This is a genomic window from Luteimonas salinisoli, assembly GCF_013425525.1.
Taxonomy (GTDB): domain Bacteria; phylum Pseudomonadota; class Gammaproteobacteria; order Xanthomonadales; family Xanthomonadaceae; genus Luteimonas; species Luteimonas salinisoli.
Genome location: NZ_JACCKA010000094.1, coordinates 103,357 through 129,929 on the forward strand (window position 1 = coordinate 103,357; position 26,573 = coordinate 129,929).

18 protein-coding genes are annotated in these 26,573 nt (G+C 70.9%); 3 read left to right on the forward strand and 15 right to left on the reverse strand.

Translation table 11 applies throughout. The features are described 5' to 3' along the window. Positions 1-17 precede the first annotated feature (17 nt). From H0E84_RS19620 to H0E84_RS19635, 4 genes are all read right to left on the reverse strand, one after another. Positions 18-4,178 (reverse strand): beta strand repeat-containing protein, encoded by a 4,161-nt coding sequence (locus H0E84_RS19620; protein ID WP_180680347.1) that lies wholly within the window; start codon positions 4,176-4,178, stop codon positions 18-20. 12 nt (positions 4,179-4,190) lie between these two features. Then, positions 4,191-5,834 (reverse strand): ShlB/FhaC/HecB family hemolysin secretion/activation protein, encoded by a 1,644-nt coding sequence (locus H0E84_RS19625; protein ID WP_180680348.1) that lies wholly within the window; start codon positions 5,832-5,834, stop codon positions 4,191-4,193. Position 5,835: 1 nt separating this feature from the next. Then, positions 5,836-8,019 carry a CHAT domain-containing protein gene (locus tag H0E84_RS19630; RefSeq protein WP_180680349.1) on the reverse strand — a complete coding sequence of 728 codons (2,184 nt, stop codon included), beginning with the start codon at positions 8,017-8,019 and terminating at the stop codon, positions 5,836-5,838. Positions 8,020-8,223: 204 nt separating this feature from the next. Beyond that, positions 8,224-9,252 (reverse strand): DUF4123 domain-containing protein, encoded by a 1,029-nt coding sequence (locus H0E84_RS19635; protein ID WP_180680350.1) that lies wholly within the window; start codon positions 9,250-9,252, stop codon positions 8,224-8,226. A 46-nt stretch (positions 9,253-9,298) separates the two neighbouring features. Here H0E84_RS19635 and H0E84_RS19640 point away from each other — a divergent pair, with 46 nt between their 5' ends. Then, entirely contained in the window at positions 9,299-11,224 is a 1,926-nt protein-coding gene (locus H0E84_RS19640) for an ATP-binding response regulator (RefSeq protein WP_180680351.1), read from the forward strand. Here H0E84_RS19640 and tssE read toward each other — a convergent pair. The 11 genes from tssE to H0E84_RS19695 all read right to left on the reverse strand — a co-directional run bounded on the left by tssE (position 11,217) and on the right by H0E84_RS19695 (position 24,451). Continuing rightward, entirely contained in the window at positions 11,217-11,657 is a 441-nt protein-coding gene (gene tssE, locus H0E84_RS19645; protein ID WP_180680352.1) for a type VI secretion system baseplate subunit TssE, read from the reverse strand. The genes H0E84_RS19640 and tssE overlap by 8 nt on opposite strands. A 12-nt stretch (positions 11,658-11,669) precedes the next feature. Next, positions 11,670-12,107, reverse strand: a complete 438-nt coding sequence (locus H0E84_RS19650) for a peptidoglycan-binding domain-containing protein (RefSeq protein WP_180680353.1) — start codon at positions 12,105-12,107, stop codon at positions 11,670-11,672. Between the two features lie 27 nt (positions 12,108-12,134). Continuing rightward, entirely contained in the window at positions 12,135-12,731 is a 597-nt protein-coding gene (locus tag H0E84_RS19655; protein WP_180680354.1) for a hypothetical protein, read from the reverse strand. A gap of 74 nt (positions 12,732-12,805) precedes the next feature. Further along, positions 12,806-13,297, reverse strand: coding sequence for a type VI secretion system tube protein Hcp (locus H0E84_RS19660; protein WP_180680355.1), 492 nt, complete (start codon positions 13,295-13,297; stop codon positions 12,806-12,808). A 73-nt stretch (positions 13,298-13,370) separates the two neighbouring features. Beyond that, positions 13,371-14,855, reverse strand: a complete 1,485-nt coding sequence (gene tssC / locus H0E84_RS19665) for a type VI secretion system contractile sheath large subunit (protein ID WP_180680356.1) — start codon at positions 14,853-14,855, stop codon at positions 13,371-13,373. A gap of 55 nt (positions 14,856-14,910) precedes the next feature. Beyond that, the gene (gene tssB / locus H0E84_RS19670) at positions 14,911-15,420 is read right to left on the reverse strand and encodes a type VI secretion system contractile sheath small subunit (RefSeq protein WP_180680357.1); all 510 of its coding nucleotides are present in this window, start codon (positions 15,418-15,420) and stop codon (positions 14,911-14,913) included. A gap of 205 nt (positions 15,421-15,625) precedes the next feature. After that, positions 15,626-16,696: a type VI secretion system protein TssA gene (gene tssA / locus H0E84_RS19675; protein ID WP_180680358.1), complete on the reverse strand. Its 1,071-nt coding sequence runs from the start codon at positions 16,694-16,696 to the stop codon at positions 15,626-15,628. Between the two features lie 51 nt (positions 16,697-16,747). Next, positions 16,748-20,389, reverse strand: coding sequence for a type VI secretion protein IcmF/TssM N-terminal domain-containing protein (locus H0E84_RS19680; protein ID WP_180680359.1), 3,642 nt, complete (start codon positions 20,387-20,389; stop codon positions 16,748-16,750). Then, entirely contained in the window at positions 20,386-21,729 is a 1,344-nt protein-coding gene (locus H0E84_RS19685) for a DotU family type IV/VI secretion system protein (protein ID WP_180680360.1), read from the reverse strand. Before H0E84_RS19685 ends, H0E84_RS19680 begins: the two co-directional genes overlap by 4 nt. Positions 21,730-21,739: 10 nt before the next feature. Beyond that, positions 21,740-23,149 carry a type VI secretion system baseplate subunit TssK gene (tssK, locus tag H0E84_RS19690; protein WP_180680361.1) on the reverse strand — a complete coding sequence of 470 codons (1,410 nt, stop codon included), beginning with the start codon at positions 23,147-23,149 and terminating at the stop codon, positions 21,740-21,742. A 117-nt stretch (positions 23,150-23,266) separates the two neighbouring features. Beyond that, a complete protein-coding gene (locus tag H0E84_RS19695; protein ID WP_180680362.1) occupies positions 23,267-24,451 on the reverse strand; it encodes a TraB/GumN family protein in 1,185 nt (394 codons plus the stop codon). Between the two features lie 95 nt (positions 24,452-24,546). Here H0E84_RS19695 and H0E84_RS19700 point away from each other — a divergent pair, with 95 nt between their 5' ends. Together H0E84_RS19700 and phnD are read left to right on the forward strand one after the other, a co-directional pair. Continuing rightward, positions 24,547-25,218 carry a response regulator gene (locus tag H0E84_RS19700; RefSeq protein ID WP_180680363.1) on the forward strand — a complete coding sequence of 224 codons (672 nt, stop codon included), beginning with the start codon at positions 24,547-24,549 and terminating at the stop codon, positions 25,216-25,218. A 304-nt stretch (positions 25,219-25,522) separates the two neighbouring features. Continuing rightward, positions 25,523-26,572: a phosphate/phosphite/phosphonate ABC transporter substrate-binding protein gene (phnD, locus tag H0E84_RS19705; protein WP_180680364.1), complete on the forward strand. Its 1,050-nt coding sequence runs from the start codon at positions 25,523-25,525 to the stop codon at positions 26,570-26,572. Position 26,573 lies beyond the last annotated feature (1 nt).

The following is a 26,573-nucleotide window of genomic DNA, read 5'->3' on the forward strand; positions in this document are numbered from 1 at the left end:
CGTCGCGCGGCTGCGGCTCAGAAGTCGCCGCAGCTGTTCTTGCGCTCGCTCGAGATGCAGCTGGTCAGGTTGGGTCGGGAACGCACCCGCGACCACTCCCGCGAGAGCAGATCGCCCTCCTGGGCCAGGCGCGTGCCGTCCAGCGGACCGGTCACCGGGCACATCGCCAGCATGCCGATGTTGCGGTCGTAGACGTAGCTGTCCGTCGGCAGCCGGATCAGGTCGACTGCGGTCGACATCGCCGGCATGAAGACGACGCGTAGCGCGGAGAGATTGGCCGGGTCCTGTACGAAGCGGTAGTTGCGCGCGTCCAGTCCGGTGCCCGCGATCGCGTACAGCCCGGGAGGCGATCCGGGTCCGGCGCCGGTCACGAACATCAGTGCGCCGGTGGTGGCGTCCGCCAGGGTATCGCCGTTGCGGAAGCCGGTCACTGTACCGGTGAGCACGCCGTTGGGCTGGCCGAAGAAGCGCGTGAACGGGTCGGCCACGTAGGTCAGCGGCGCCGGCGTGATCGCGAGCACGCCCGGGTCGACCTGGATCGCGTAGCCGGCCGGCGAGCTGAAGCTGCCGCCGATCGCGTACGTGCCGACGTCGCTGAGGATGGTGGCGGAAGTGGCCGGCGCTCCGGCGATCGCAACGCCCGCCTGGTCGCCCAGGACCAGCCCGGAGACTCCGAACGCGAAGACGGGATTGTCCAGCCCGTATTCGCGCGTGGCATCGCCGACGGAAATCGTCGCCGTCGGCTGCTGCCGGTAGATGAAGTGGTTGCCGGCGACGGGGACGGCAACCCCGCAGGGGCCGCCGAAACTGCAACCGTAGAGATTCGGCAGCGGCCCGGAACCGGCCAACCCGCCGCGCTGTTCGCCGACCCAGGTGTCCGCCCATACGCGCCAGCGGTCGCCGGCCGTGATCGTCGCGTCGGCGATGTTCTGCAACCGCCCGGCGGTCACCAGATCGACGACGTTGCCGCCGACATCCGCACCCAGCGTGAGGTCGCCGGCATGGTTGCGGACGAACAGTGCCGCGCCGGCGTCGACGCCGGATTCGGCGAGTCCGGTGGCGGCCGACCCGGCCGCGTCGAAGCCCCATGCCGTCACGCTGCCGATGGCCAGCGCATCGACGTCGGCGTAGCCGAAGCCGCCCGCCGCGCCTCCGGCCAGCGTGTCGCCCGACACGTCGTTCTGCGCCGCGGTCAGGCCGACGCTGCCGCCGGTCGAGCGCACCAGCAGGCTCTGCGCGGTGATGCCGGCCGCCGCCGTCTGCGCGATGTCGCCGCCGCTGACCAGGGCGAGCGTCCCGCTGCCCAGGCTCACCGCCGCATTCAGCGCGATGCCGCCGGCGCCGCCGGTGTTCTGCAGGGTCAGGTTGCCGGCGCGCGTCAGCGGCTCGGCGATGGAGATCGCGCCGGCATGTCCGGCGTGGCCGATCACCAGGTCCGGCGCTGCGATGTTGGCCAGGGATGCCATCGACACGAACGCGCCCGCACCGCCGCCGATCTGCAGCGCGGTCGCATTGCGGTCGCTCACCGCACCCGTCGCGCCCACTTCGCCAGCGCGCAGATCGATCACCCCGTTCGTGGCGACGCTGCCGCCGACCAGCAGCGCGGCGGCGGCGCCGTCGTTGCCCGCGCGCAGGACGATGCTACCGTCGCCGGCATCGACGCTTGCCCCGGGGGCGACCTGCACGCCCGCACCCGATCCCACCGACGAGCCGTTGAGCACGATGTCGCCGCCGGCGCTGGCGAGCGCCGCGCCGGCTCCCAGGAGCAGCCCCGGGTTGGGGAGCGGATTGCCGCCGCCGTCGATGCCGATGCCCGCACCCCGTCCGCTCAGGACGATCGTGCCGCCTGCGCTCTGGATGCCGTATCCGGAGACGAAGACGCCGCTGCCGCCAGTGCCCACGCCAGCGCCGCTGCCGCCGATGCCGACGATCTCGATGGCGCCCGTGCCGCTGGCCAGCACGCCGCCACCGGTCAGCGACACGCCGGTGCCACCGCTGTTCAGGGCGCGCAGCGCCAGCGCGCCGCCGCCGGTGTCGATGGTGGCGCCGTCGAGGGCCACGCCGGTGTCCTGGCTGACCAGGCTGGTGGCGCTCACGTCGCCGCCGCCGCTGCCGAGGGTGGTGGCTGCGATCTCGACACCGTAGGTGGAGCTGTCGCGGCTGAGCAGGTCGATCGCGCCGCCGTTGGTCCCTATCGTTCCCTGGTACAGGCCGATGCTCGACAGCGCATCGATGCTCAGGTCGAGCGGCCCGGCGCTGCTGGTAATGCTCCAGGCGCCGGGCGTGCCATCGAATCCGACGCCGGCGAGCACCTGTCCACCGGCGGCGGTCAACGACAGCGCGACCGGCAGGGCGCCGGTGTTGGAGATGGCCACCCCGGGGGCGATGTTGATCTGCGCCGTCCCCACCGCCGGTGCCGGCACGGTGATGGCGACGTCGGTGCCGGCGCCGAGTGCGCCGCCGATCGAGTCGTCGGAGACCAGGCTGACCCCGCCGGGAGGCCCGAACCCGTTCAGCCCGTCGATGACGGCGAGCCCGCGCCCGGACTGGATTTCCCAGGACCCCGCGCCGATCGGACCGCCGGCGGAAACCTCGATGCCGCGCAGATCGAGCAGGTCCGCGGCCACCGTGCGGACCAGCCCGCCGCTGCCGGAACTGGTGGCGTCTGCGCCGAACGTGGTGCCTTCGGCGACGAGCAGCGCGTCGCCCGCGTCCAGTTCGATGCTGCCGCCGCCACGGCCGCCGTGGGCGACGAACCCCGCGGCGCCGAAAAACCCGCCATCGACGCCGTCGACGATCGCGATCCCGCCGCCGTCGTTGACGATCCGGATCTCGCCGCCGCCGGCCTCCGCCTGCACGCCCGTCGAGGACACCAGCACGCCACCGACGATCTGGGTACCGCCGGCCACGCCGTCGCGTTCGACGCCTGCGTTCGTCAGCACGATGGTGCCGCCGGTGCCGCTCGACGAGGCGTCGGCACGGATCTCGATCCCCTGGTCCGGCGCCCCCGCGGCGCCGTCTGAACCGATGAAGGTTTGGTGGACGCTTTCGACCAGGATCGCGCCGCCGCCCGCATCGCCGGAGACGTCGATGAGCGTGCAGTCGCCGCCCGGCTGGCACGCCCCGGCCGCCGGAGGGGCGCCGAAGATGCCGATGAGATCGCCATGGATCTCGATGGTTCCACCCCTCGCACCGGCCTGCATCCCGCTGGCGTCGAGCGTGGCGCCCATCACGCCATCGTCGAAGCCGATCAGGACGTTGCCGGCGCCGGCGTCCAGCACGATCCGCCCGTCGCGGTTGGCGAGGGTGCGCGCCCGGATGAGGCCGGTATTGCTGATGAAGCCGCCGAAACCGCCGGGCAGGCCATCCTCGGTCTGGGTGCGCAGCTGGACGCTTCCGCCGTCGGCGGAGATCGTCGCCCCGGCCGTGTTGCGGATCCCGCCGTCGTCGACCCCGTTGGCGCCGACGACGACCTGGGTCAGCCCGTCGCCGAAGAAGTCCAGCGTGACCTGCTGCGCCGACGCCATGGCCGCGGTGCCGAGCGGCGCGTCGATCGTGCCGAAGTTTTCCACCAGCCCGCCCAGCAGCGCGATCGTGCCCCGCGCGCCCGCGATCAGCGTACCGGCATTCTCCACGCTGCCGCCGTCGGGGCTGGTGGCGTTGAACACGAAGCTGCCGCTTCCGACGCCGGCATTGAAATCCGCATCGGTGATGCTCAATGCCGACGCGACCAGTCCACCGACGCTGACCTGCGCTCCGGCGCCGAACAGGACGCCGCTGGGATTGACGATGAAGACCCGCCCGTTGTCGGCGTTGAGCGCCCCCATGATTTCCGACTGCGCGATCCCGTCGACGTTGCCGATCACCCGGTTGAGCGTCACGCCGCCGGCCACGGCGTGGTTGAAGTCCACCGTCGCATTGCTGCCGATCGAGAAACTCTCCCAGTTGATGATGGCGCCGGCCCCCGGCTGGGCGATGGTCATCGTGTTGCCGGCGGTCTGGATGTCGCCGGGAGCGATGCCGGACAGGCCGCTGGGATCGGTGGGCAGCGTATTGGGCCCCACTTGCGCATGGGCGAGCGGCGTCGCCAGCGCGATGGCGAGGGCGAGGGGCAGCGGATGGCGGGCCAGCCGTCCGCGGCTGCGGCGGCGCGTTTCGGGTCGGACGTACGGGCGCATGGGGATCTCCGCTCAGAAGCTTTTCTGGAACTGCAGATACAACCGCGGGTCGCGCGGATCGGAGAGCGCCTGGTCGGCATCGCGCCAGGCCAGGGTGGCGTTGAGGCCGTAGTCGCCCGGCCTGGCCCAGCTCAGGCCGAGGCCGTAGCCGCGCAGGGTGACGCCGTTGCGGCCGGGATCCAGGGGGTTGCGGTCGTGGTCGAAGGCGCCGTGCGCGGCGTCGTAGAACAGGTAGGGCGTCAGCCGATCGGTGGCCGCGTAGCGCAGCTCCAGATTGGCGATGTAGCCCTCGTCCACCAGCGCCTCGTTGGTCGAATAGGCGCGGACGGCGCGCGGACCGCCCAGTGAGAGCTGTTCCGAGGGGTCGAGATTCCGGCTCGTGCGCTGCACGCCTGCGCCGAGGAACAGGCTCAATTTCGGGGCGAGGTACTGCAGCCGCGTGGCCTGCACGACGAGCTTGGTGAAGCGGCCCTCGGTCCCGCGTCCGAACGGCGACTGGTCGAGGAACTCGCTGAGCGGGTCGCGGATGTCCAGGTCGCCGCGATAGAGCGTGCCGTTGACGCTGCTGTAGCCGCCCCCGAGCAGGCGGTCGCGACGCTCGAGCGACCAGCCCAGGCTGGCGCCGCGTACCCGCTTGCTGGACTCGAAGCCGACCGCCTCGAATTCGTCGGTGAGGTCCTTGTGGTCGAGCGCGCCGCGCAGGAACAGGTTGCTGGCGCGCTGGCGGACCAGGGGAAAGGTCGCCGAGACGTCGACGATGTCGGCGGTGCCGGTGGCCTCCAGCGCCCTGAAATCGCCGCCCAGCTCGTACTGCACGCGCGCGATGCCGGCGCCGATGCGCAGGCCGGCGTGGCCGACCGGCGTCTCGTAGGCCAGGCGCCCGAACGCGGTGTGGGTGCCTTCGGCGACGAGCAAGCGCAAGTCCAGGTTGTCGCCGCGCCCGCCGGGGCTGGCCCAGCGCAGGGTGCCGCCGACGCGGATCCGCCCGGACTCGGGCGTGCCGTGATTGTCGGCCTCGAGCGCGACCGCCAGCCGGTCGCCCCTGGCCACGCGCACGGTCAGGTCGGTACTGCCGCCCGCGGCGCCCGCCTGGATCGCGGACTGCGGGCGGATCCCCGGCAGATCGGACAGCAGCAGCATCACCCGTTCGTAGCGCGGGCCGCTGAGCGCCTGGCCCGGCTGCAGCGGCGCCAGCGTCCTGTGCACTCGCTCGGCGGAGATCGGCGCATCCTCGGCCACCTGAACGTCGACGCTGCCGAGTACGCCCTCGACCACGCTGATGCTGACGCGTCCGGCCTGCACCTCCTGCACCGGCACCACCGCCTGCGCCAGGAAGTAGCCGCGCTCGCGGTACAGCCCGGTGACACGTCGGGCGATCTCCTCCAGGTCCGTCAGGGTCACTTCCCGGCCGATCCAGTCGGCCGCCAGCGCCTGCAGCTCGCTGTCGGGAACCAGGCTGTTGCCGACGAACTCCACCGCCGCGAGCCGGAAGCCCGCCTGCGCCGCAGCCTGCATCTCCGGCTCGGGGAGCGCCTGTTGGGGCGCCTGCAGCGTCGCGTCGGTTTCGGCCCGCAGATCCGAACCGAGGGCGACCAGCACGGCACAGGCCAGCAGGCGCGTGCGCCGCAGCGGCATCGGGGGACGCATCCGTGTCATCTCACCGCTCCACCGTCAGGCGCCAGTTGCCGATCAAGTTGAACGAAGCCCAGTAGAACGGGTGCGCGCTTTCGGGCTCGCCCAGCACGGCGAGCTGCCCGGCCTGCATCGCCCGCTGCAGGTCGGCGCCGCCGCGCAGGTCGCGGTACAGGGTCGTCATCAGCCGCTCGGTGTCGCGATCGGGCACCGGCCACAGCGAGGCGACCAGCGCCGAGGCGCCGGCCGACAGGAACGAACGGGTGAAGCCCAGCACCTCGTCGCCGTCGGCGACGCGGCCGAGGCCGGACTCGCACGCCGACAGCGTCACCAGCGAGACGCCGTCCAGGTCCAGGTCGAGCACCTCGCGCGCCTCCAGGAAGTTCTGCCTGCCGTTCTCGTCGGCGAGCAGGATCTGCGAATGCAGGGGGTCGGTGATGTCGGCGCGGGCATGCGCGGCGACGTGGACGATGCGCGCCCCCGGCGCATCGGCGACGAAGCGCGTCTTGGTCGCGTCGGCATGGTAGTAGGCCCGAGAACCGGGGAACATCGCCGCAAGGTTCTCGACCTCGCGCTCCGATCCGGGCAGCGGATCGGCCACCGTCGGGCTCACGAGCGGATTGCCGAACGCGAGCAGCCGCGGCGCCGTGCGCGGTGCGTCGGCGACCAGGCGCGCGGCGATGCTGACCGAGGGCGCGGTCGTGATCGGGTGCCGCTCGATCAGGTAGCGCCCCTCTACGCGCAGCGCCTGGAACGGCAGGTAGTGCAGCGGCCCGTGCGGGACCACGATCAGGCGCTGCCCTTCCTGCAGGCCGAGGGGCGTTACCAGCAGCGCCGCGATGCCGTCTCCGGCGCCCACCGCCGCCGGTCGCAGGCCGATGATCGCGTCGCGGTAGGCGTCGACCAGGCGCTCCAGGTCGGCGCGCGGCAGCGCGATCCGGTGCTCGCTGATGCCTTCCGGCGAAATCACCCAGGCCAGCAGCAGGTCCTCCAGCGAGTGATAGGCGACCACCCGCTCGTCCGCGCGCAACTGCCGCCGCAGCGCCGCGACCTCGATCGCCGCGGCGGTGGCGTCCCCGGGGGTCCGGCCGCGGTCGGCGACCGCATCGAGCAGCGCACGGGCGCGGCTGCGCTCGCTGATGTCGAAAGCGCGCTCGGCGTTGCCGGTTTCCGAATGCAGGCGGATCGCGCGGTCGAACACCGTCTGCAGGTCGGAGAACAGGCCCATCCGGAACTCCTCGCTGCGAAAACGCGCGCGCACCCGGTCGAACGCGGCGAGTGCGCGCTCCAGCGCCTGCGCCGCCGCCTGCGGCCGCCCGAGCGCCTGTTCGCTCTTGGACACGCCGTCCAGCGCCCACAGCGTGTAGAAGCCCTCGTCGTCCGCGACCTGCTTGCCGACCAGGCCCTGGAACAGCGCCAGCGCCTCGGCCGGATTGTTCTCGGCCAGCAGCAGCCTGCCGCGGGTGCGATCGAGTTCGGCGCGCTGCACCTCGCCCTCGGGCAAAGCGATCGCCTCGAACTCGCTGCGTGCCCGCGCCACGTCGCCGGCGAGGATCAGCGCGTTCACCAGCGACGCCTGCACCAGCGGCCGGTAGCGGTCGGAGCTGCTCGCCAGCGCGGTCTCGTAGGCGGCGATCGCCTCCGGATAGCGCCCCCGCCGCGCATGCACGTCGCCCAGGACCTTGTGCGCCGGCCCCTGCACCTGGCGCGGGTCGTCGGCACGCTTGCCGAGGGCGAGATTGGCGAAGCCCTCCGCGCGATCGAGCTGGCCGGCGTAGTCGAAGGCGATGGCCAGGTCGCGATAGGCCTTGGCCAGCAGGTCCTCGTTGCCGGTCTGCAGGGCGACGTGCAGCGCCTTGCTGGCGGCCTGCACGCTGCGGCGGAACTCGCCGCGTTCGGCGAGCGCCACGGCCTGGCTGCAGTACGCGTATCCGTCCAGCTTGATCTCGTCGGCTTCGTACAGGGCGGCGCCGTCCGCGGCCAGCGACAACGCGGTATCGGCATCCTCCATGCGGGCGACGGCACCCATCACGGCGCGCAGGTCCGGGTGAACCCCGTCGGCGACGGCCGGCGCGGCGGTCTGCGCCTGCGCCGCCGGCGCGACCGCCAGCAGCGACAGCGCGACCGCGAGCACCGGGGCAAGGATGGACGCGAACGGCGCGAAGGTCGCGCCGCGGCACCGGTCTCGAAGCGGGTGCGCGTCTGGCATGCCTGGACTCCATGGCGACGGGGGGACGTCGTCGCAGCCGTGCAGCCGTGACGAACGTCGCGAGTCTAGGAACCATCGCCGGCAGCGCCTATCCGCGAGACGAGATAGGGCTTTCGGCGTAGCGCCGGGGAAGGCGCCTAGGCGGCATCCGGGGAGGCGCGCCCCGCCCCGGGACGCCCCCGCCGGCTGCGTCGGACCATGCCGTCAGGCCAGGTTTGCCGCCTGCGCCACGTCGGATGCGCGTGCGCTCGCTTTCGAAGCGCCGGATGCCGGCGCGCGAAGCAGGCGCCCCTGCGCGCACCCGCCACGGCGGAATTCCACCAGGCTGCCGGGTGCGGAGCCTTCGACGTACAGCCTTCCCAACGGAGCCAGGAAGGCGTTGCGCCGTTCCGGGACCATTGCCGGCAGCATCGCCAGGAGCACGCACGGGTCGTAGAAGCGGAACGACCGGCTGGCCCCGCCGGGACCGGGGATGCGCAACCAGGCACGCAGATGCTCGCGCAGCGCCCGTCCGTCGCCGCCGGACGGCGGGCACAGCGCAATGCCGCCGTGCCGGTCCCAGCAGGTTCGCAGCACCTCGGCGGCCTGCGCAGCGTCGCGGTGCACGTGCACGAGGTAGGGCGCGCATTCGGTCAGCACCGGATCGAGGCCTTCCGACAGCAGGCACCAGTACTCGGCGCCGGCCAGGCGCAGCCGCCGCGGCAGATCCGGCGTGCGGCAACCGTCGAGCACGGCATAGGCATCGTCGACGTCGGCGAACAGGCGCGCCCGCAGCCGTTCACCCGACGAGACCGCATTCATGGTCGCCTGGCTGCTCTGCCGGACCGGCTGGGACAGGCGGATCCGGTTCGCTCGTCCGCCGTCCGCGCCGTCGCATGGGTTCGGCGGCGGCGCCAGGGCCGCACCGGCAGCCGGGCCGTGGTCGAATGCGCGCCGCACTCGCCCGATGGCATATCCAAGCAGGTCTCGCATCATGCTGGGGTTCTCGCGAATTTCATTCCATTGCCCGGCCGGCCACTCGAAGAGGACCCCCCTTCCACCTGGAACGGACGATGGCATCGCAAGAGGACATCCCGACAGGACATCCCGACCTGCGCACCGTCCGCCGCCGAGCGGAACCGCAGCGCTGCGCGTTCGAACAGGGGGGGCGGTCCAGTCGCCGCATGACCTGCCGAAGACCGACTGGCCGTTCAACCCGGAGGCACGGGCTTCAAGCGCCTCGTCCGCGTTCATCCGCGTCTAGAATGCCTTCAATTGCGGCCGGGAAGCGCTCCACCCCATGAGCATCGACGTCCAGCCTGCTCCGGCGCCGCGGCGTGCGCGCGAACTGTCGCTCGTCGCCAGGCTGAGCCTGCTTGCGATCCTGCCGGCCTCCCTGATCGCGGTGCTGCTGGCGGTGCTGCTGAACCACAACCATCATCGCGAGATCGAGCACGTCGTCTCGGCCGCCGCAGACGCGGCGGCCGGCAACCTCGCCGCCGCGGCCGCCGCCGCCATGACGAACGACGATCGCGCGGCTCTGGCGCAGATCGCCGAGCCGCTCGCGGACAACGAGGACCTGGTCCGCGTGCAATTCCTGTCCCGCGACGGCGAGATCCTGGCCGAGGCGTCCGGCCCCGCCGAACGGTCGCAGCCGCGCTTCGTCGAAGTCACGAGCCCGGTGGCGGCGGCAACGCCGGGAGCGGCGTCGCCCGGACGGGTGCGGATCCGGTTCGGGCTCGGCCGCATGGACGACATCCGGCGCCGGCAGACGCGGGCCACCGCGCTGCTTCTGGTCGCGTGCCTGACCGCGGCAGGCGTGGCCGGCTGGCGCGCCGCCAGGCGCGTGAGCGCGCCGGTGCTGGCGCTGGCCGATGCCGTGGACCGCCTGGGCCGCGGCGCGCGCGGGGTCAGCGTGCCGGTGACCCGCGGCGGCGAGATCGGCCATCTGCAACGGGGCTTCAACGCCGCCTCGGTGGCGCTGACCGAAGCGTGGGACGAACTGGAGGCGCGCATCGCCGCCGCCACCGACGAACTGGCGCGCAAGAACGCCAAGCTGGAGGCGGCCAGCCACGCGCGCGCACGCTTCCTCGCGGCGGCCAGCCACGATCTGCGCCAGCCGCTCTACGCGTTGACGCTGTTCTCTTCGGCACTGAAGGCCGGCGAGACCGATCCGGGGCGCCTCGCCCGCGCCAGCCACATCCAGGAATGCGTGGCCACGCTCGACGGCCTGTTCTCGGAGCTGCTGGACCTCTCGCGCCTGGAAAGCGGCACGATGCAGCCCTCGCCGAGCGACTTCCCGCTGGATCCGCTGCTCGAAGACGTGAACCGCACGTTCCGCATGATCGCCGAGAAGCGCGAACTGCGCCTGGTGCTGCGCAAGACCGATGCCTGGGTGCACACCGACCGCACCATGCTGGCGCGCATCGTCAACAACCTGGTGAGCAACGCTTTGCGCTACACCGAACGGGGCGGCGTGCTGGTCGGGGTACGCGCCGCCGGCACCGGGCACGTCCGCATCGAAGTCTGGGACACCGGCCCGGGCATCGCGCCCGAGCACCAGGCGCGCGTGTTCGAGGAATTCTTCCAGGTCGAATCCGCGCGATCGGAGCGCGGGCCCCGGGAACACGGCATGGGGCTCGGCCTGGCGACGGCGCACCGCCTCGCCCACCTGCTCGGCAGCGAGCTGGAACTGCACTCGCGACTGCAGCTCGGCAGCATGTTCGGCGTAACCGTCCCGCGCGCGCACGCGGAGGCGCACACGCGCGCGGCCGACGCGCAGCGCGATGCGCCGCTGGACGCGAGCGGATTGCGCGTGCTGGTGATCGACGACGAGCCGACGATCCTGGAGGGCATGCGCGTGTTGATGCACAGCTGGGACTGCGACATGCGCGCGGCCGAGGACGCCGAACAGGCGCTGGCCGCAGTGCGCGGCTGGGGCCCGCCGGACATCGTGCTGTCGGACCTGAAGCTCGCCCGCGGTCGCACCGGCCTGGAGGCGCTGCGCAGGCTGGAAGCGCACTACGGCGTGCCCGAGGGGGCATCCCCGCCGTTCGCGCGCCTGCTGATCACCGGCGAGACCAAGGGCGAACGCCTGCATGAAGCGAACGAGGCGCGCGTTCCGGTGCTGCACAAGCCGGTTGCGCCGGAGCGGCTACGGGAGGCGATGATCGCCGCGGTGCTGGCCAGCCAGAGGACGGACGACGGAACGCCGACGGTCAACTGACCTGGTACACCTGCGTGCTGAGCTGCAGAACCGCGTCGAACTGCACCTTCTCGCGATCCGGCCCCAGTTCCATCATGGCATCGACCCGGAAGCACAGCGCACGCTCCAGCTGCCGCGGCGGCTCCAGCGTCACCCGCACCCTCGACAGCCTGGATTCGTGCAACGCGATGGTTTGTTCCAGCGAGCGCCGGGTGCGGTCGCGATCGTGCGGGCTGAGCAGGCTGAAGGAGGAAAAATCCAGGATCCCGTAGGTGAGCGAGGACTTGCGGCACTCCTCGAACGCCTCCGGGATGGTGCGCGCGCCCTCGGACCGGGTATTGAGCAGGCTTTCCAGGTCGCGGGAGACGAACTGGCGCAGTTCGCTGATCGAGATCGACCGACCGGCATCCTCCGGAATCGGCTCGTCGGTCAGGCGATCGATCAGGCCCCGCATGTCACGGCTCCATCAGGAGCGACCGCGGCGAAGCCCCGGCAGCCCGCCCCCCGGAACCGTCAGCGTTGCGCAGCGCGACGTCGTCGTCACCGCCATCGGCTGCCTGATGGTTCGCTCCTCCGGGCCGGCGCTCGACAGCCGTTCGTCCATTCGCGCCAGCGTGTTCCTCCCGACGCGTCCGTCCCACTGGCTGTATTCCTTCGCGAACGCCTGCTTCTGGAAGGCGAGCACCGTCGCATGGGTCTCCGCCCCGAAAATGCCATCGGGCTCGCCCGCAGGGTACCCGGGGAAGGACTTCGGCATCGGGTAGCCCAACTGGACAAGGGCGCGCTGGATGCGCCCGACCGCGTCCGCGACGTCGTGCGGCGGCCCCTTCTTCACCGACGGGCCGCCCGCCGCGGCCTGCTCGAGCCGGGCCGATCCGGCCAGGGTCGTGGATTTCAGCGCCATCCGTCTTCTCCGTAGTGCCGCGGCCGCTCATGGGATCAGGCTGGCCGCCCTGAGACTGTCGCGCAGCCGCAGGCCGGTGGTGCGCGCGCCGACGACCGCGGTCTTCCACTTGGCCTGTTCGGCCTTGAACCCGGTGGGATCGTGCTTGGTCTGGTCGTCGTAGGCGTCCTGCAGCGCCTGGGCCCTGGCCTGGCTGTTGCGCTCCATCGCCTGCTTGATGTCCTCGATGCCGTCCTCGGACGAGTCGTACGCGTTGGCTGCGATCGCGGCGAAATCCCTGGCGTAGTCCCGTGCGGACAGTGCGCCGATCAGGTAGTGGATCTGTTCGTGATCGAGCAACGCCTCGCGCTTCGACTCCGGCCAGTCGTCGAAGACGAAGCTCGCCACCCACATCTTCTGTCCATCGAGCCGCACGGTCGTAGTCGGCTCCTGGACCAGCTTGTACACCACCGGCTTGCTGCCCTTGACCGCCCTGACTTTCAGGTCGGCCGGTGCCACCGTCCAGCCGACGGCGGTCTGGGCGGCTATCGCGATCTGTCCCGCGGAAGGAGCGGCCATCTTCCGGCGCTTGAAGTCTTCCCAGACCAGGACGCGATTCAGGGCGGTTGCAGGCGCCAGAAGCATGCATCGATCCTCCGTCCGACCCGAGGGCAGGCGCGCACCGGCCCTGTGGCGAGTTCACCCGTAGCGGAGCCGCGTCAGCTCGCCTTGTTGAGCGCACGGTCGTAGGCCGCGGAGATCGCACCCTCCAGGCCGCCATCCTCCTTCTGCGGCTTGTACTCGTACTTGATCCTGGTGAAGTTCAGCGTGAACGAGTCCATCGGGATCGAGCTGGCGCCACCGCCGCCGCCGGTCTGATAGCTGCTCACCATGAAATCCTCAATGGTGATGGTCATGTACTCGACCTGGCCGCCCTTGCCGCCGGCCTTGCGGCAGTGGAGCACCGCCTTCTTGATGTGGTCGCCGGCGAACGAAGCCTTCATCAGCAGCGGCGTGGACTTGTCGGCCTGCTTGTTGAACTGCAGGTCCGAGACCTCCGCCTTGCCGGTGCCGCCTCCGCCGCCACGGCCGGTGCCGCCCATGTTGGTCGTGGTGAAGCCCCAGCTGTCGATCTCGACGCTGTCCTTGAACTTCTCGTCGAGGGATTCGCCCTTGATTCCGTCGATTTCCAGCAAGTAATCGGATGCCACGGTCGTGTCTCCTTAGGATTTCATGGCCCGTGCGGCGACGCGCGGGCTTCTGCGAGGGATTCGCATGGGCGACTCAACGCGCCGACTTGGGCAGCTCGGCGACCAGCCGCAGGGAAACGCTCAGCTCGTCCAGCTGATAGTGGGGACGCAGGAACGCAACGGACTTGTATGCGCCCGGCTTGCCCGGTATCTCGGCCACCTCGATGCGCGCTTCGCGCAGCGGACGCTGCGCCTTGGCCTCCTGGGAGGCGTTGTCGTCGAGCAGCACGTACTGGGAAATCCAGTTGCCGAGGAACAGCTCCACGCCGGACCTGGAGGCGAAGCTGCCGAGCTTGTCGCGCATCATCGCCTTGAGGTAGTGCGCGACGCGGCTCACGGCGAAGATGTACTGCAGCTGCGCCGACAACCTCGCGTTCGCGTTGGCGGCGTCGGTGTTGTACTCCTTCGGCCTCTGCACCGACTGGGTGGAGAAGAACGCCGCATAGTCGGTGTTCTTGCAGTGCACCAGCGGGACCAGCCCGAGATCGGCCAGCTCCTTCTCGCGGCGGTCGGTGATGGCGATCTCGGTCGGGCACTTGAGCGCGACCTCGCCGTCGTCGGTGCCGAAGGTATGCGTCGGCAGCCCTTCGACCAGCCCGCCGCCCTCCACCCCGCGGATCGCGGCGGTCCAGCCGTACTTCGCGAAGGCGTCGGTGATCTTGCTGCCGAGCGCATAGGCGGCGTTCATCCACAAGTAGCGCTCGTGCTCCTTTCCGGTGACCGTCTCGGTGTAGTTGAACGCCTCCACCGGCGCGGTTTCCGGCCCGTAGGGCAGGCGCCCGAGCACGTGCGGCATCGTCAGGCCCACGTAGCGCGAGTCCTCCGAGGCGCGGAAGCTCTTCCACTTGGCGTACTCGACGGTATCGAAGATCTTGGCCAGGTCGCGCGGGCCGGACAGCTCGGTGAAGCTCTCGAAGCCCAGCAGCTCCGGCGATGCGGCGGAGAGAAACGGCGCGTGCGCCGCGGCGGCGACGTGCGAGATCTCCTCGACCAGGTACATGTCCTCCGGGTGACGGCCGAACTCGTAGTCGCCGATCAGCGTAGCGAACGGCGCACCGCCGAAGGTACCGTACTCTTCCTCGTAGACCTTCTTGAACAGCGTCGACTGGTCGAAGTCGGAGGCGTTCTTGAAGTCCCGGACCAGCTCCTTCTTGGTGCAGTTGAATACCTTGATCTTGAGCGTGGTGCTGGTTTCGCTGTTGTCCACCATGTACTTCAGGCCGCGCCAGCTGCCTTCCATGCGCTGGAAGTCCGGCAGGTGCATGATCGCGGAGAGCTGGTCGGACAGCAGCCGGTCGAGCTCCGCGATACGCGCGTCCAGCGCGGTGATCGCATCCTTGGACACGATCATGGCGCCCTCGGTGACCTGGTTCACCAGTTCGGCGATCAGGTCGCGGGCGCGCGTGCGCTCCGAATCCGTCTTGGCGATCTTGGTTTGGGAGAGGATCTGCTCGAGCAGTCCGCCCTCGGCGGCGTCGGCAGCGGCGGCAGGCGCCGCCTGGGTCTCGGTATTGGCCATGATGGACTCGCTTGCTTCGCGGACGGGTCGGCGGCCCAGGGCGGACCGCCACGGACTATTCCGGCTTCGGGCCGACTTCCTTGCTGAGCTGGGTGATCTTGTCGGTGTTCTGCAGGACTTCGTTGAGCAGGTCCTCGAACTTGTCGTTGCCGGCGGCCTTGTTGCGCAGGTCGGCGAGCTTCTGGCGGGCTTCGAGCAGCTTGCGCAGCGGCTCGACCTGGTTGACCACCCGTTCCGGCTCGAAGTCGGCCAAGCTGCCGAAGGTGATGTCGACGGCGAGCTTGGAACCGTCGTTGGCGAGCCTGTTGTCCACCTGCCCGGCCACCCGCGGCTTCATGCCCTTGAGCACGTCGTCGAAGTTGTCCTTGTCGATGTTGACGAACTTGCGCTCCTTCAGCTTCGGCAGCGGCTCGTCGCTCTTGCCGGTGAAGTCGCCGAGCACGCCGGCGACGAAGGGCAACTCCTTCTTCTCGATGGCGTCTCCCACCTCGACGTCGTAGGTGAGCTGCACGCGCGGGGCGCGGACGCGGTCGAGCTTGTGCTGGGTGCTTTCCTTCCTGGCCATGACGTCTTCTCGCTTTGGATGCGGTGGATCGTGATGAGGACGATCGCGGCGCACGGGACGGCGATCGGCGTACGCGTAAGTCTAGGAAAGCGGCGCCGGCGCGGAAATCCGCCGGACGGCCAATCGAAGGCATATGCCGTTCGACCGGCGCCGCCGGCCGCCAACCTCCCGCTCCCCACTCCTCTTCGTCCGTTCCCCGCTCGCGCTACCTGGCCAGCCCGACGCGCGCCCGGATCGCCGCCAGCACGCTTTCGTCGCGCACGACTTCGGCGAGGAAGTCCTCGAGCGGCATGTCCGCCCAGTACACCGCCTGCTCCAGCAGCGACGCCACAGGGCTGTGCGGCTCGGTGCGCCTGAAGTAGTCGGCGATCTCGCGGAGCGCGCGCAGCGCCGCCTGCTTCGACGCCTTGCCGCCGCCGCCCAGCTCGAGCGCCGCCACGCCGCCGCTGGCAGCCGCCTCGCCGGCGCCCGTCTCCGCGGCTTCGGGCTCCCCGTCGGCCATCGCGGGATCCAGCAGGCCCCTGGACTTGGCTGCGCGCTGCAGCACTTGCTGGATCCGCTTGAGCGTCTCCTCGATCTCCGCCAGGCTCGGCGACGCCCGTCCGAACCGCGCGTCCGCCACGGCCTTCAGGTGCACGAACGCGGTCTGCGCCGCCGCCGCCGCGACCACGCGCCCGCGCAGCTCGTCGTCGGCGACCGCCTGCAGGCAGGCATCGAAGGCTTCGCCGGTCATCTTGCCTTCGTCCAGCGCGGCCTGGTAGGCCTCCGCATTCTGCCGCGCCAGGTTGTCGACCTCGCGCGAGGTCTGCCAGTCGATCAGGGTGACGGGCGCGGCGCTATCGGTGTTGAGCGGCATCCCGCGCAGCGCGCCGGCGACGTTGCCGTTGAGCCAGGCCAGCCTGCCCGCACGCTCCTCCAGGTCCTCGCCTTCGGCGTTGGGATGCAGACCGTCCCAGTACCGCTCGATCAGGCCGGCGACCACCGCGAACCCGTCGCGTGCGCCGTCCAGGCCATGGCGGGCGACCAGCGCCTCGGCCAACCAGCCTGCGGCCTGCAGGTCCTTGCTGACGCCCGTCAGCACCTGGGTCGACAGCTCCAGGGCGAGCCGCCAGTCGGCGACCTTGAGTTCGGTTTGCCACTCGCCTTGCGAGAGCATGGCGTCGTCGGCGCGCCGCGCCTCCCGAATGCGGTCGAACAGGTCCGAGAAGCTCGCATCCTCCCCGCACGGGGAATCGTCGCTGATCGGGGCGAGCAGTGCGTTGACGTCGATGGCCATGGCGTGACTCCGGTGGGTCGGATCGGATCGATGCGGTCCGACCGCGGTGGATCAATCGAGAATGGTTTCCGGCAGCGCCAGCGGCGCGGCACCCCGCGACGCCAGGAAGCGTTGCATCTCCTCGCTGGGCTCGATGCGCAGGTGCACCCGGGCCTGCCGGAAGCCGGCCGCCTGCAGGCGCGGATGCAGCTGCTCCCACTGCGAGGGGCTGTAGGAGTCGCGGAAGTCGCTGATGCTGAACACGTGCGCGCCGGGCGCGAACTCCTCGAACAGGCGCGCGAAGCCGTCGGCGCCGCGATACAGCAGGGTCAGTCGGAAACCGGCTTCGCTCGCTGCCGCTGCGTCCGCGACGACCGGTGCCCGGCCTGCCGCCGCAGCGTCCTCCGGCGCCGGCGCTTCCGGATCCGGTTCCGGTTCCGCATCCACCTGCCCCACAAGCCGGTCGGCGGCGGCAGGCGGCAGGCCGATGCGGATCCGGGCCTCGGCGCAGGCGCTGGGGGACCAGCGCACCTGGGCCTGCGCATCGGCCAGCGACTCGCCCTTGCTGGTGATGCTGAAACTCTCTCCGGCACAGATCACCTCGAACGTGGTGCCCTGCGGACCCTCCAGCAGCGTGCCCAGATGCGAGGGCGCCTCCAGAGTGAAGACGCCGGCCGGAAACGGCGCGTCGCTGGCGGGCGCGGCGCGGCCGCCGGCAAGCAGCGCGCGGTAGTCGGCGGACAACGGCATCGCGACGCCGCCCACGGCGACCGGCGCGCGCTCGGCGTCGGTGATGAAGGGCTTCAGCCAGTCGTCGACGAAGGCTTCGAGCCTGCCCTGCGGGCCCTGCAGCGTCGATGCCTGCTGCTCCGGCGGCAACGCCGCCAGCGGCTCGACCACCGTCTCGCGCCAGCGCTGCTGCACGTACTCGCCGGCGCGACGCACCGTCAGCTGCAGCAGCAGGCGCGCCGGTCCCTGCGCGACCGACCAGGCGGCGAGATCCTCGGCGCCGAAGTCCTCGGCGTAGGCCTCGGAGGGCTTGTCCACCGCCGCGAGAAGTTCGGCGTATTCGCTGGCGGGCGGCCTGTCGGGGACGCCGCGGCTGGCGTACAGGTCCGCGGCGATGCGATACGTTTCCTGGGCCCCGCCGTCGGCCTGCAGGCGCAGGTATCCGCGCGCGAACAGCGGCGCCTGCGGCGCCAGCACGCCGATCTCGGTGTCGCGCAGCGCGGTCAGCCACACCGGCGGCGCGATCGAAACGCCGCCGAACCTGAAGCTGTCTCCGACGAAGCGGCCGAGCGGGCGCCACGACGACAGCCAGCCCGACTTCATCCGCATCCAGGTCTCGCGCCAGCGCAGGCCGAGCGGGCGCTCGAGCGGCAGCGCGTACAAATGCTCTCCGGCGGCGCGAAAGTACACCGCATAGGGGTTGTCGGCACCGGCCGCGCGCGCCACCAGTTCCGCCTCGTGCCCCCGCCACAGCGCGACGCCCTCGCCGAAGCGCGCCTGCAGGCGGGCCCATTCGTCGAAGTACTCGCGGAAATAGGCGTCGCGGAAGTCTTCCACGCGCTCGTCCTGGACGTCCGCCTCGTCGCGGGCGGTCTCGAGAAACGGCGCGATCACCCCGCTCCAGGTGTCGTAGGTGAACGCACGCGAGACCGTGGGCAGGCTGTCGGCCTCCACGCCGACCACCCGATCGTCCGGCAGCCAGAAGTCGCCCAGCGACAGCCCCGCCTCGCGCGCGTCGGCCCAGGCGCGCACCTGCGCGGTGTCCAACGTCTGTGCTTCCATGAGCCGCCGCAGCTGCGCCTGCAGCCGCTCGCGCTCGCCGTTCAGGACCTTTTTTTTTTGCCAGCGCAGATAGCCCAGATAGGCGCCGAACAGGGCGGCGGCGTTGTCGCGGTCGCGACGGGTGTCGTTGTCCGGCGCGACGAACGGCGAGAACAGCCGCGAGCGCGCATCGAATGCGACATTGTTCGGCAACTCCTCCTCCAGGCAGGATTCGCTGGCGCCGCGGCAGGCGTCGAGCAGTCGCAGCCGCTGGGCGATCGCCAGCGCGTGCTCGAGACCGGCCCGGCCGCGATCCATGTCCTCGGCCAGCATCTGGTCGTAGGGCGCCAGGATGAGGTTGGAGAAGTCCTCGGTGACGCGCTGCTTCAGCGCCACGATGTCGCGGTCCGCGCGGCGAATGCCGAACCCGAGCAGGGTACCGGCGGCGGCCGATTCCAGCTGTTCGATGGTGCGTCCGCAGCTCGCCACCCACTCGATGCGGGCGCTGCCCAGGCGCCCTTCGACGTCGCTGCAGGCGCTGCGCGTGCTGGCCAGCAGCTGGGTATCGTCCTGACGCGCCGCCGACAATCCGTAGGCGAGATAGCCGCTGAAGCCCAGCAGCGCCGCGACCCCCAGGCCCGCCACCGCCAGCCGCCCGGCGCTGCCGCGCAGGCTCGGCGCCGCCAGCGGCTGGTCGGCCGGCAGGAAGCGGATGAACAGGTCGGCGACGAAGGCGCCGCCGGGATGGGCCGCGTCGGCGCCGCCCGCGAAGTACAGCCCGCGCCAGGGCGGCGTGCGCTGGAAGGTATTGTCCTCCAGCAACAGCGTGACGAACAGCGACAGGCCCGAGGCGCAGCCGCGCAGCGCTTCGACGAATTCGAACACGTCGCGGCGCGTCTTCGCCGTCGACTGCGCGCGCAGCGCCGTCATCCGCAGGGCGTGCAGGCGGTCGAGAATGGGCGCCAGGATCGGGTCGAGGCGTCCGCTGGTGGCCGAGCTGACCGCCTCGTTCTCGGGCAGCCGGTGGCCGAGCGCCTGGGCGAACGCTTCGGCCGGCAGCGTGGCCCGCACGGTCTGGTAGCCGCGCAGCCGCTCCAGGCCGGCCACCGCGATATAGACCGGCATCCGCACCTGGAGGTGTTCCATCGCCTCGTCGACCAGGCGCCGCAGCCGCGTGGCTGTGGTCTTCAGGGCGTCGGCCGGGCCGAGCAGGGTCTGCACCGAGACCGTCAGCACGATCCCGTTGAGCGGCAGCTTCTCGCGCTCGGCGGCGAGCTGCATCAGCGCCTGGTACCACAGGCCGCGCTCCAGCCGCGCCGCGGCGTCGCAGACCACCCGCGGATGCATCTGCACGGCGATCAGCGACTTGAAGAACCACCAGCGCCAGACTTCGGTGCCGTCCCCGCTCGGCGGCGGAAACGGCGACACTTCGGCGCCCGCGCGCAGCACCCCCTCCACGTCCGCCTCGGCGTCGCCCAGGAACAGCATCCACGGCACCCGGTACAGCGGATCGCGGCCCTTCTCCATCTCCGGCGAGCGCACGATGGTGCGCTTGGCCTCGGCGATCGCCTGCGCCATGCGCGCCAGCGGCTCGCGCTCGTCCTCCGGGTTGCCCGGACCGAGGTCGCCGATGCGTTTGCGGGTGCGGCCCTGCAGGGTGAAGCGGCGCTGCCCGGCGATGAACCACCACAGCACCGCCAGCGCCACCGCGCACAGGCCCAGCAGCTGCCAGAACCGCGCCGGCAGCGACGGCACGATGACGACCGCGGCGAGCACCAGCGCGACCAGCAGCGCCAGCGCCAGCAACCCGACCACGATGCGCCGCAGCCATGGCTTCTTCGCGCCCTCCTGTACCGGCCGGTACAGGCCGCGTGCCTGCGACAACAGGCTGCCCAGCCACGAGAACAGCATCCGCAGCGGATGGAGCGGGTTCGGCAGTCTCATGGCGCCGGCTCCGTCTGCATGAACAGGAACTCGGCGGCCAGCTGCGGGTTGTCGCGATTGGCCTCGATCAGCTGCCTGAGCCGCGGCAGGTAGTCCTTGGCCGATTCGACCTCGTCCGGGGGATCGCCCTGGAACAGCGGCGTGGGCGAGGCGATCACGGTGATCAGCTCCTGTCCGAAAGGCGGCCCCACGGTCCAGAAGCGCTGGTCGGTGGCGCCGACGCTGAACCCCTCGCCGGCGCGGATCAGGCGCCCGCTGCCGGGTTCGTGCGGGTTGGGATAGATATGCGCGACATCGCCGCCGACCGTGTAGTAGTCCACGTACAGGTAACCTTCGTAGGCCGCCTGCGTCAGCTGGACGATCACCCGCTCGTTCTCGAGGAAGCGGTCGGAGTGGCCGCTGGTCGGGGCCACCGACAGCCCGTAGCGCAGATCCTGGTTGCGCGCGCGGAACGGCTTGAGCATCTGCACCACCTCGCAGTGCGGCCAGATGCGCAGCTGCACGTCGAACTGCGGCGAGGCAACGCCATCGACTGCCGACACCTGCTGCCGGACCGCGGCGATGTCGTCCGCCCGCGAGACGAAACCCTCGACCCGGGTCGCCCCCTTTTCGCCGACCGTGGCGACCAGGTCCGAGCAGGGAAATCCGGCCAGCTGCCTGTCCACCAGCGCCTGCACGCTCGGCCCGGTTTCCGCCGGCGCGGCGACGAGCAGATAGGCGAGGTAGGCCAGGGGGATCAGCAGCGCGGCGGTGACCCCGGCCTTCAGCAGCAGCCGGTCCCACTGCTTGGGATAGCGCGGACCGGCGGGCGCCTCGCCGGCATAGGGCTGCGGGGTGACGCGCTCCTCGCGCAGGGTGTGGATCGGCGCCGGCGCGACCGGCAGCTGCCGCGCGTGCAGCTCCTTGAGCTTGCCCAGCTCGCCGCCGTCGCCGGTCTCGTAGTAGTACTGGCCGACGAACCCGAACAGCAGCGCGTGGTAGTAGACCTCGCGCACCTCGTCGTGTTCGGCCTTCAGCGCCGACAGATGCGAGAAGAACTCGTTGCCGGCGTTGTTGGTGTTGTACAGCGCGACCTGCAACGGTATGGCGTTGCCGGTCAGATAGGCGGGGTTGCGCGCCATGATCTCGTCGATCCACGCCACCACCGCGAAGGCCGCATCCTCCACGTGTTCGGCGCGCTTGCCGTCGGCCTGCGCGGCGGCCTTGGCGCGATCGATCAGATCGCGCGCGGTCGTCAGCACGCTTTCCGGCGGCTCGCCGGCCGCGTTCTCCGAGACCTTCTCGTCCAGAGCCAGGCCGAACGAGAAGACCGGCGAGAAGTGGTGCAGGAGCCGTGTCATGCCCGCCCGCCTACTCCCCAGCGCCGACCGGATACAGCTTGATCACCGTGGCATCCGGCGGCAGGTCGCAGAACACCGAGATGTTGCGCGCGTTCTTGATCATCTGCCAGAACGGATGCGCGGTGTCGACCAGGAAGTAGGTCGTGTTCGGCGTCTTCTGCGGCAGCTCCTCGGGCGGCACCGGCAGCAGGTCGATCTTCAGTCCGAACAGCGCAGCCGACAGCAACCGCGGCATCTCGTCCTGCGAGGCGATCTTGCCGGTGCGCGACAGGCGGGCGAACAGGTCCTGGCCGCGCAGCTCCGATTCGAAGGCGAGGTAGAAGCGGGTCTTGTCCGATTCGAAGAGGCTGGCCGGCAGGTCCGCCTTGTAGAAGCGGCCGTCGTAGGCCAGTGCGACGCCGACCTCGGCGCCGACGGTCAGCGCCTTGATCAGCACCTCGGCGCGATCGAAGGCGACGCGGAAGCAGCGGCGCAGGTCGTCGTGGTCGTAGTCGGGCAGCTCGGTGCCGCTCGGATCCGAAGCGAGGCCGCCGAAGTAGCCGATGTCCTCGGAGAACACCGAGAATTCGGCGACCAGCGCACGCAGCTGCTGGTACAGCGCATAGGCGGGCACGGTGCCCATGCGCACGTGTTCTTGCACGACGGGGATGTGGCGCGCGAACGTCTGCATCATCACCACGCGCATCGCCTCCTGCGCGCTGGTGGACGCTGCGCGGATGCCGCGCTGGCGCTTGGTCGCGGCGAAGTCCTGCCCGCGGGAGACCAGCAGATCGCGCAGGCCGCGCGTCCAGCGCGCCAGGTTGGGCGAGGCCTGCAGCGCCAGCAGCGGTGGGACGTAGTCGCCGGACGACTTGAACTTGCCCGGACCGGCCGGCACGATCTCGGCGAACTTGTAGGCCTCGCACGAACGCACCAGCGCCTCCGCGTTCTCGTCCAGCGAGGTGACGATCATCGGCTGGTACAGCAGGAAATCGACATCGGCCGCCGGGGCCTGCGGATCGAACGGGTCCTCCAGGCTGTCGCTGGCCAGCAGGTGCCGCTCGCTCAACCGGCCCGAGGCGCCGAGGCCGTGCACGGTGCGCTCGCGATTGAGCACCAGCCACAACGCGATCGGCGCGTTGTCGCGCGGCGCCAGGTCCTGCAGCGCGCGCTGCTGCACCCGGGTGTTGCCTGCGGGCAGATCCGAGCCGCCGCACAGGCGCTCGCCGTCGCGGGTGAACAGCACCAGCTTCTCGATATCGACCATGCCGCTGCCGAGCGCATCCTCGCGCAGCTGCAGCACCTCGAAGCCCCAGGGAAAGGGCGTGACGCGGCGCTGCACGCCCTGCCGCAGCGCCTGGTGCCAGGCGTCCTGCGCCTGCAGGTGCTGGGGGCTGAGAAAGGCGCCCTGGCCCCAGAAGACCTGCCTGTCACCGATCATCTCGACCTCCGGCCGGGATCGCTGCGGACCGGGCCGCTTCCCGCCCGGCACCGGCTCCCCGTGCTCGCAAGCGTGGGAGGGATCGTGGCCAACGCCGCGATGTCCGCTTCGTGCCGGTCATAGTTCCTGGGCCTCCACCCGATAGCCGGCGCGCACCAGCGCAGCCAGCAGTCCATGCTCGCCGACGAGATGGAGCGCACCGACGGCGAGGTAGCAGCCGCCACCGTCGAGCAGCGGCAGCAGCGCGGGCAGCCAGCGCGCGTTGCGCTCCTCGATCAGGCATCGGCGCGCGCGCGTCTCGATCGCCTTGCCCTGCTCGCCCAGGCCGACCATCCGGTCGAGGTCGGCGAGCCAGGCGCCCAGATTCCGCTCGCGGTAGTGGCCCAGCGCACGCTCGGACATCTCGCGGACGATCCACGGCGCCTTCAATCGCTCGTCCAGCACCAGCGCCTGCGCCTCCACGGGCACGCAGTCGAGCGCGCGCAACTGGTCCTCGGGCGTTTCCAGGTGCACCACCCGCAGGCCGCGCGCTTCGGCCAGGCGCTGCAGGCGCAAGTCCAGGGTGTGCTCGCCCGTCCGTTCGCCGCGCGCCTCCAGCAGCGCCAGCACCATCCACGGCTTCATGCGTTCCAATACCGGGGCGGGGACCTCCGGCAACAGCGAGCGGGCCATCGTGAAGCCGTCGGCGCTGATCAAGGTCGAAAGCGGCTGCTCCGGCGGCAGCCAGCGATAGCGATCGAGCAGCGTACCCGGCAGCGGCATCGGGTCCGTCTCGTTGACCAGCGTGGTCGCCGGCGACAGGGATGCGGCGAGCGACTCCTGGGACACGCCCAACTCCTCGTCGCTGCCGAAATGAATGGTGCCGAACAGATAGCTGGGCGCGGGCGCGGAGAGGGAGTGCGGCACGTCGGCTCCGACGGCCACGGTCGCCTCCTCCGCCACGGGCGCAACGACACGGAACAGGATTCCGCGCGGCGACGCATCCATCCCGGTCCGGTCCTGGTCCGGCACGGCGATTCCCGTCCCCGGGTCCGCCGTCTCGCCCGTCTGGGGGTCGGCAGTCGCGGGCGCCGCTTCGGCGGCGGGCACGACCGGTGCGGACTGCGGCACCGGCGGCACGGTCTCCGGCTGTCCGACCGTCCACACGGCCGGCAACGCCGCCGCCGGCGCGACGGGCGCGAGCGCGCCCACGCCGCAGGCGCACACGAGCAGCGCGGATCGTGACCAGGACAACAGCGGCATCATCGCGACCGGGAAAGCCAGGGACACCGCATCTTTCGCGAGCGTCGCGGCGGCGGCCATACCACGTTGGAGCTAGACCGTTCGTGCAGCATGCGCTATTGCCCGGGCGACGCACGCGGACTATCGTCGCCATGCGCTTCGCCGAGAGGTTCCACATGAAAGTCCTGATCGCCGACGATCACCGCCTGATCGTCGAGGGCGTCAAGACCAAGCTGTCCGAGCTGGGACCGGACGTCGAGTTCGTCGTGGCCATGGACATCGGCGAGCTCGACGCCCTCGTCAGCCAGCCCGACGGCGCGCCGGACCTGGCGATCATCGACATCGCCATGCCCGGCGCCCGCGGCCACGACCACATCTCCGAGATCCGCCGCGCCGCCCCGAACGTGCCGGTGATCGTCCTCTCGGGATCGGAGGACACCGGGCTGATCCGCACCCTGCTGGATCTCGGCGTACAGGGCTTCATCCCCAAGGCGTACTCCCCCGACGTCATGCTCTCGGCGGTGCGGCTGGTGCTGTCGGGCGGCGTCTACGTGCCGCCGATGCTGCTGGCGGGGGTGCAGGCGCAAGGCTGGACGCCGCCGCCGTCGGCGAGCCTCCGCGCCGCGGCCCCGGAACCTTCGCTGGACGGTCTGCGCCAGATTCTCACCGAGCGCCAGATCGACGTCATGCGCCTGCTGTCGCAAGGCAAGCCGAACAAGCTGATCGCACGCGACCTCGGAATCAGCGAGGGCACGGTCAAGATCCACCTGGCCGCGATCTTCCGCGCGCTGAACGTGCGCAACCGCGTCGAGGCCGTCGTCGCTTCCCGACGCCTGGTCGAATCCTGAGCGTCTGCGGGATCTTCCGCCACGGCGGCCTTTCCGGGATCTTCTGCTGCGGCTGCCCGCGATCCCGTGGAGTCGAGCCCGGCCCGGCTGGTCCTGCCCGCAAGAGGGCGAAGCCGGAAGATCGGCCGGGCGCGCTCGGCGCTACGGGACTCGGGAATGCCCAGGCACCTGCCCTCGCCTGCCGCGGGAGCCGCCGCGAGTGCGGGCCCACGCCCCTGCGTCGCAGATCGGCGAGCCCGAGGTGACCCGGGGCGCACGCTCGGTGCTATAACCGAACCCCGCGCGTCTCTTCCCCTCGATCGCGATGCCCCTGCAGTCCCCCATTCACGCCCTCCCCCGCGCGGCGCGCACGCTGGCGTCGCTGCTGGTGCTGCTGTGCGGCAGCTGCTTCGTGCCGGCGCGCGCGGCGGACACCGACGCCGCGCCGCCGCTGCGGTTCGGCATCCTGCCTACCGGCGGCCCGGCCGAATCGCGGCAGGATTGGCAACCCCTGCTCGACGACCTGGCCAAGGCCCTGGAGCGCCCGGTGGAGGGCGTCTCGGTCAGCACCTACGAGGGCATGTATCGCGCGGTGGCCGATCGCCGCGTCGATGTCGCCTTCCTGTCCGGAAAGCTGGCGCTGGATGCCGTGCTCAAGAACGACATGCAGGTCGCCGTCCAGCTCGAACGCACCGACGGCTCGCCTGGATACCGCGCGGTGCTGGTCTCGCGGCGCGGCGGTCCGGTCCGCACCCCGCACGACGTCTTCGCCAATCCTGGGCGCTGGACCTATGCGCGCGGCGAGACCCTGTCGGTGTCCGGCTACCTGGTGCCGGAGGCGCAGCTGTTCGCACGCCGCGGGGTCAACTCCGACCTGCACTTCAAGGCCGTGCACATCGACAACCACCAGAACAACGCACTCGCGGTCGCCAACGGCGAAGTCGACGTCGCCAGCAACAACAGCGCAGACCTCGAGCGCTTCGCCGTGCGCTTCCCGCGTCAGTTCGCCGAGCTCCACGTCCTGTGGCGCTCCGATCCGATCCCGCACGCGACACTGGTCGTCGCGCGCGAGCTTCCGGACGAGGTCAAGGCCGACATCCGCCGCTTCCTGCTCGACTACGGCCGCGGAGCCCAGGCCGGAAGCCAGCGCCGCAACCTGCTGAAGATCCACGAACTGTCGGGCTTCGTCGCCGCGGACGACCGGGCGCTGCTGCCGTTCGCCGAAATCGAGTACGCGCTGGCGCGGCAACAGGCGGAGTCGGCGCGCTGGGTCGATGCGGCGGCCAAGCGCGCCCGCATCGAGCGCCTGCGCGCCCGCCACGAACGCACGAAAGGACAGCTGGCGCGCAGCGCGGCCGACGGCGAACGGCCGTGAA

Excerpts from the sequence above, each read along its gene's own strand:
- H0E84_RS19700 (WP_180680363.1), top strand. The coding sequence starts at position 24,547 with ATGAAAGTCCTGATCGCCGACGATCACCGCCTGATCGTCGAGGGCGTC.
- tssB (WP_180680357.1), bottom strand. The coding sequence starts at position 15,420 with ATGGCCAGGAAGGAAAGCACCCAGCACAAGCTCGACCGCGTCCGCGCC.
- H0E84_RS19680 (WP_180680359.1), bottom strand. The coding sequence starts at position 20,389 with ATGAGACTGCCGAACCCGCTCCATCCGCTGCGGATGCTGTTCTCGTGG.
- H0E84_RS19625 (WP_180680348.1), bottom strand. The coding sequence starts at position 5,834 with ATGACACGGATGCGTCCCCCGATGCCGCTGCGGCGCACGCGCCTGCTG.
- tssE (WP_180680352.1), bottom strand. The coding sequence starts at position 11,657 with ATGCGGGGCCTGATCGATCGCCTGACCGACGAGCCGATTCCGGAGGAT.
- H0E84_RS19630 (WP_180680349.1), bottom strand. The coding sequence starts at position 8,019 with ATGCCAGACGCGCACCCGCTTCGAGACCGGTGCCGCGGCGCGACCTTC.
- H0E84_RS19620 (WP_180680347.1), bottom strand. The coding sequence starts at position 4,178 with ATGCGCCCGTACGTCCGACCCGAAACGCGCCGCCGCAGCCGCGGACGG.
- phnD (WP_180680364.1), top strand. The coding sequence starts at position 25,523 with ATGCCCCTGCAGTCCCCCATTCACGCCCTCCCCCGCGCGGCGCGCACG.
- tssK (WP_180680361.1), bottom strand. The coding sequence starts at position 23,149 with ATGATCGGTGACAGGCAGGTCTTCTGGGGCCAGGGCGCCTTTCTCAGC.
- H0E84_RS19640 (WP_180680351.1), top strand. The coding sequence starts at position 9,299 with ATGAGCATCGACGTCCAGCCTGCTCCGGCGCCGCGGCGTGCGCGCGAA.
- tssA (WP_180680358.1), bottom strand. The coding sequence starts at position 16,696 with ATGGCCATCGACGTCAACGCACTGCTCGCCCCGATCAGCGACGATTCC.
- H0E84_RS19650 (WP_180680353.1), bottom strand. The coding sequence starts at position 12,107 with ATGGCGCTGAAATCCACGACCCTGGCCGGATCGGCCCGGCTCGAGCAG.
- H0E84_RS19685 (WP_180680360.1), bottom strand. The coding sequence starts at position 21,729 with ATGACACGGCTCCTGCACCACTTCTCGCCGGTCTTCTCGTTCGGCCTG.
- H0E84_RS19695 (WP_180680362.1), bottom strand. The coding sequence starts at position 24,451 with ATGGCCGCCGCCGCGACGCTCGCGAAAGATGCGGTGTCCCTGGCTTTC.
- tssC (WP_180680356.1), bottom strand. The coding sequence starts at position 14,855 with ATGGCCAATACCGAGACCCAGGCGGCGCCTGCCGCCGCTGCCGACGCC.
- H0E84_RS19635 (WP_180680350.1), bottom strand. The coding sequence starts at position 9,252 with ATGAACGCGGACGAGGCGCTTGAAGCCCGTGCCTCCGGGTTGAACGGC.
- H0E84_RS19655 (WP_180680354.1), bottom strand. The coding sequence starts at position 12,731 with ATGCTTCTGGCGCCTGCAACCGCCCTGAATCGCGTCCTGGTCTGGGAA.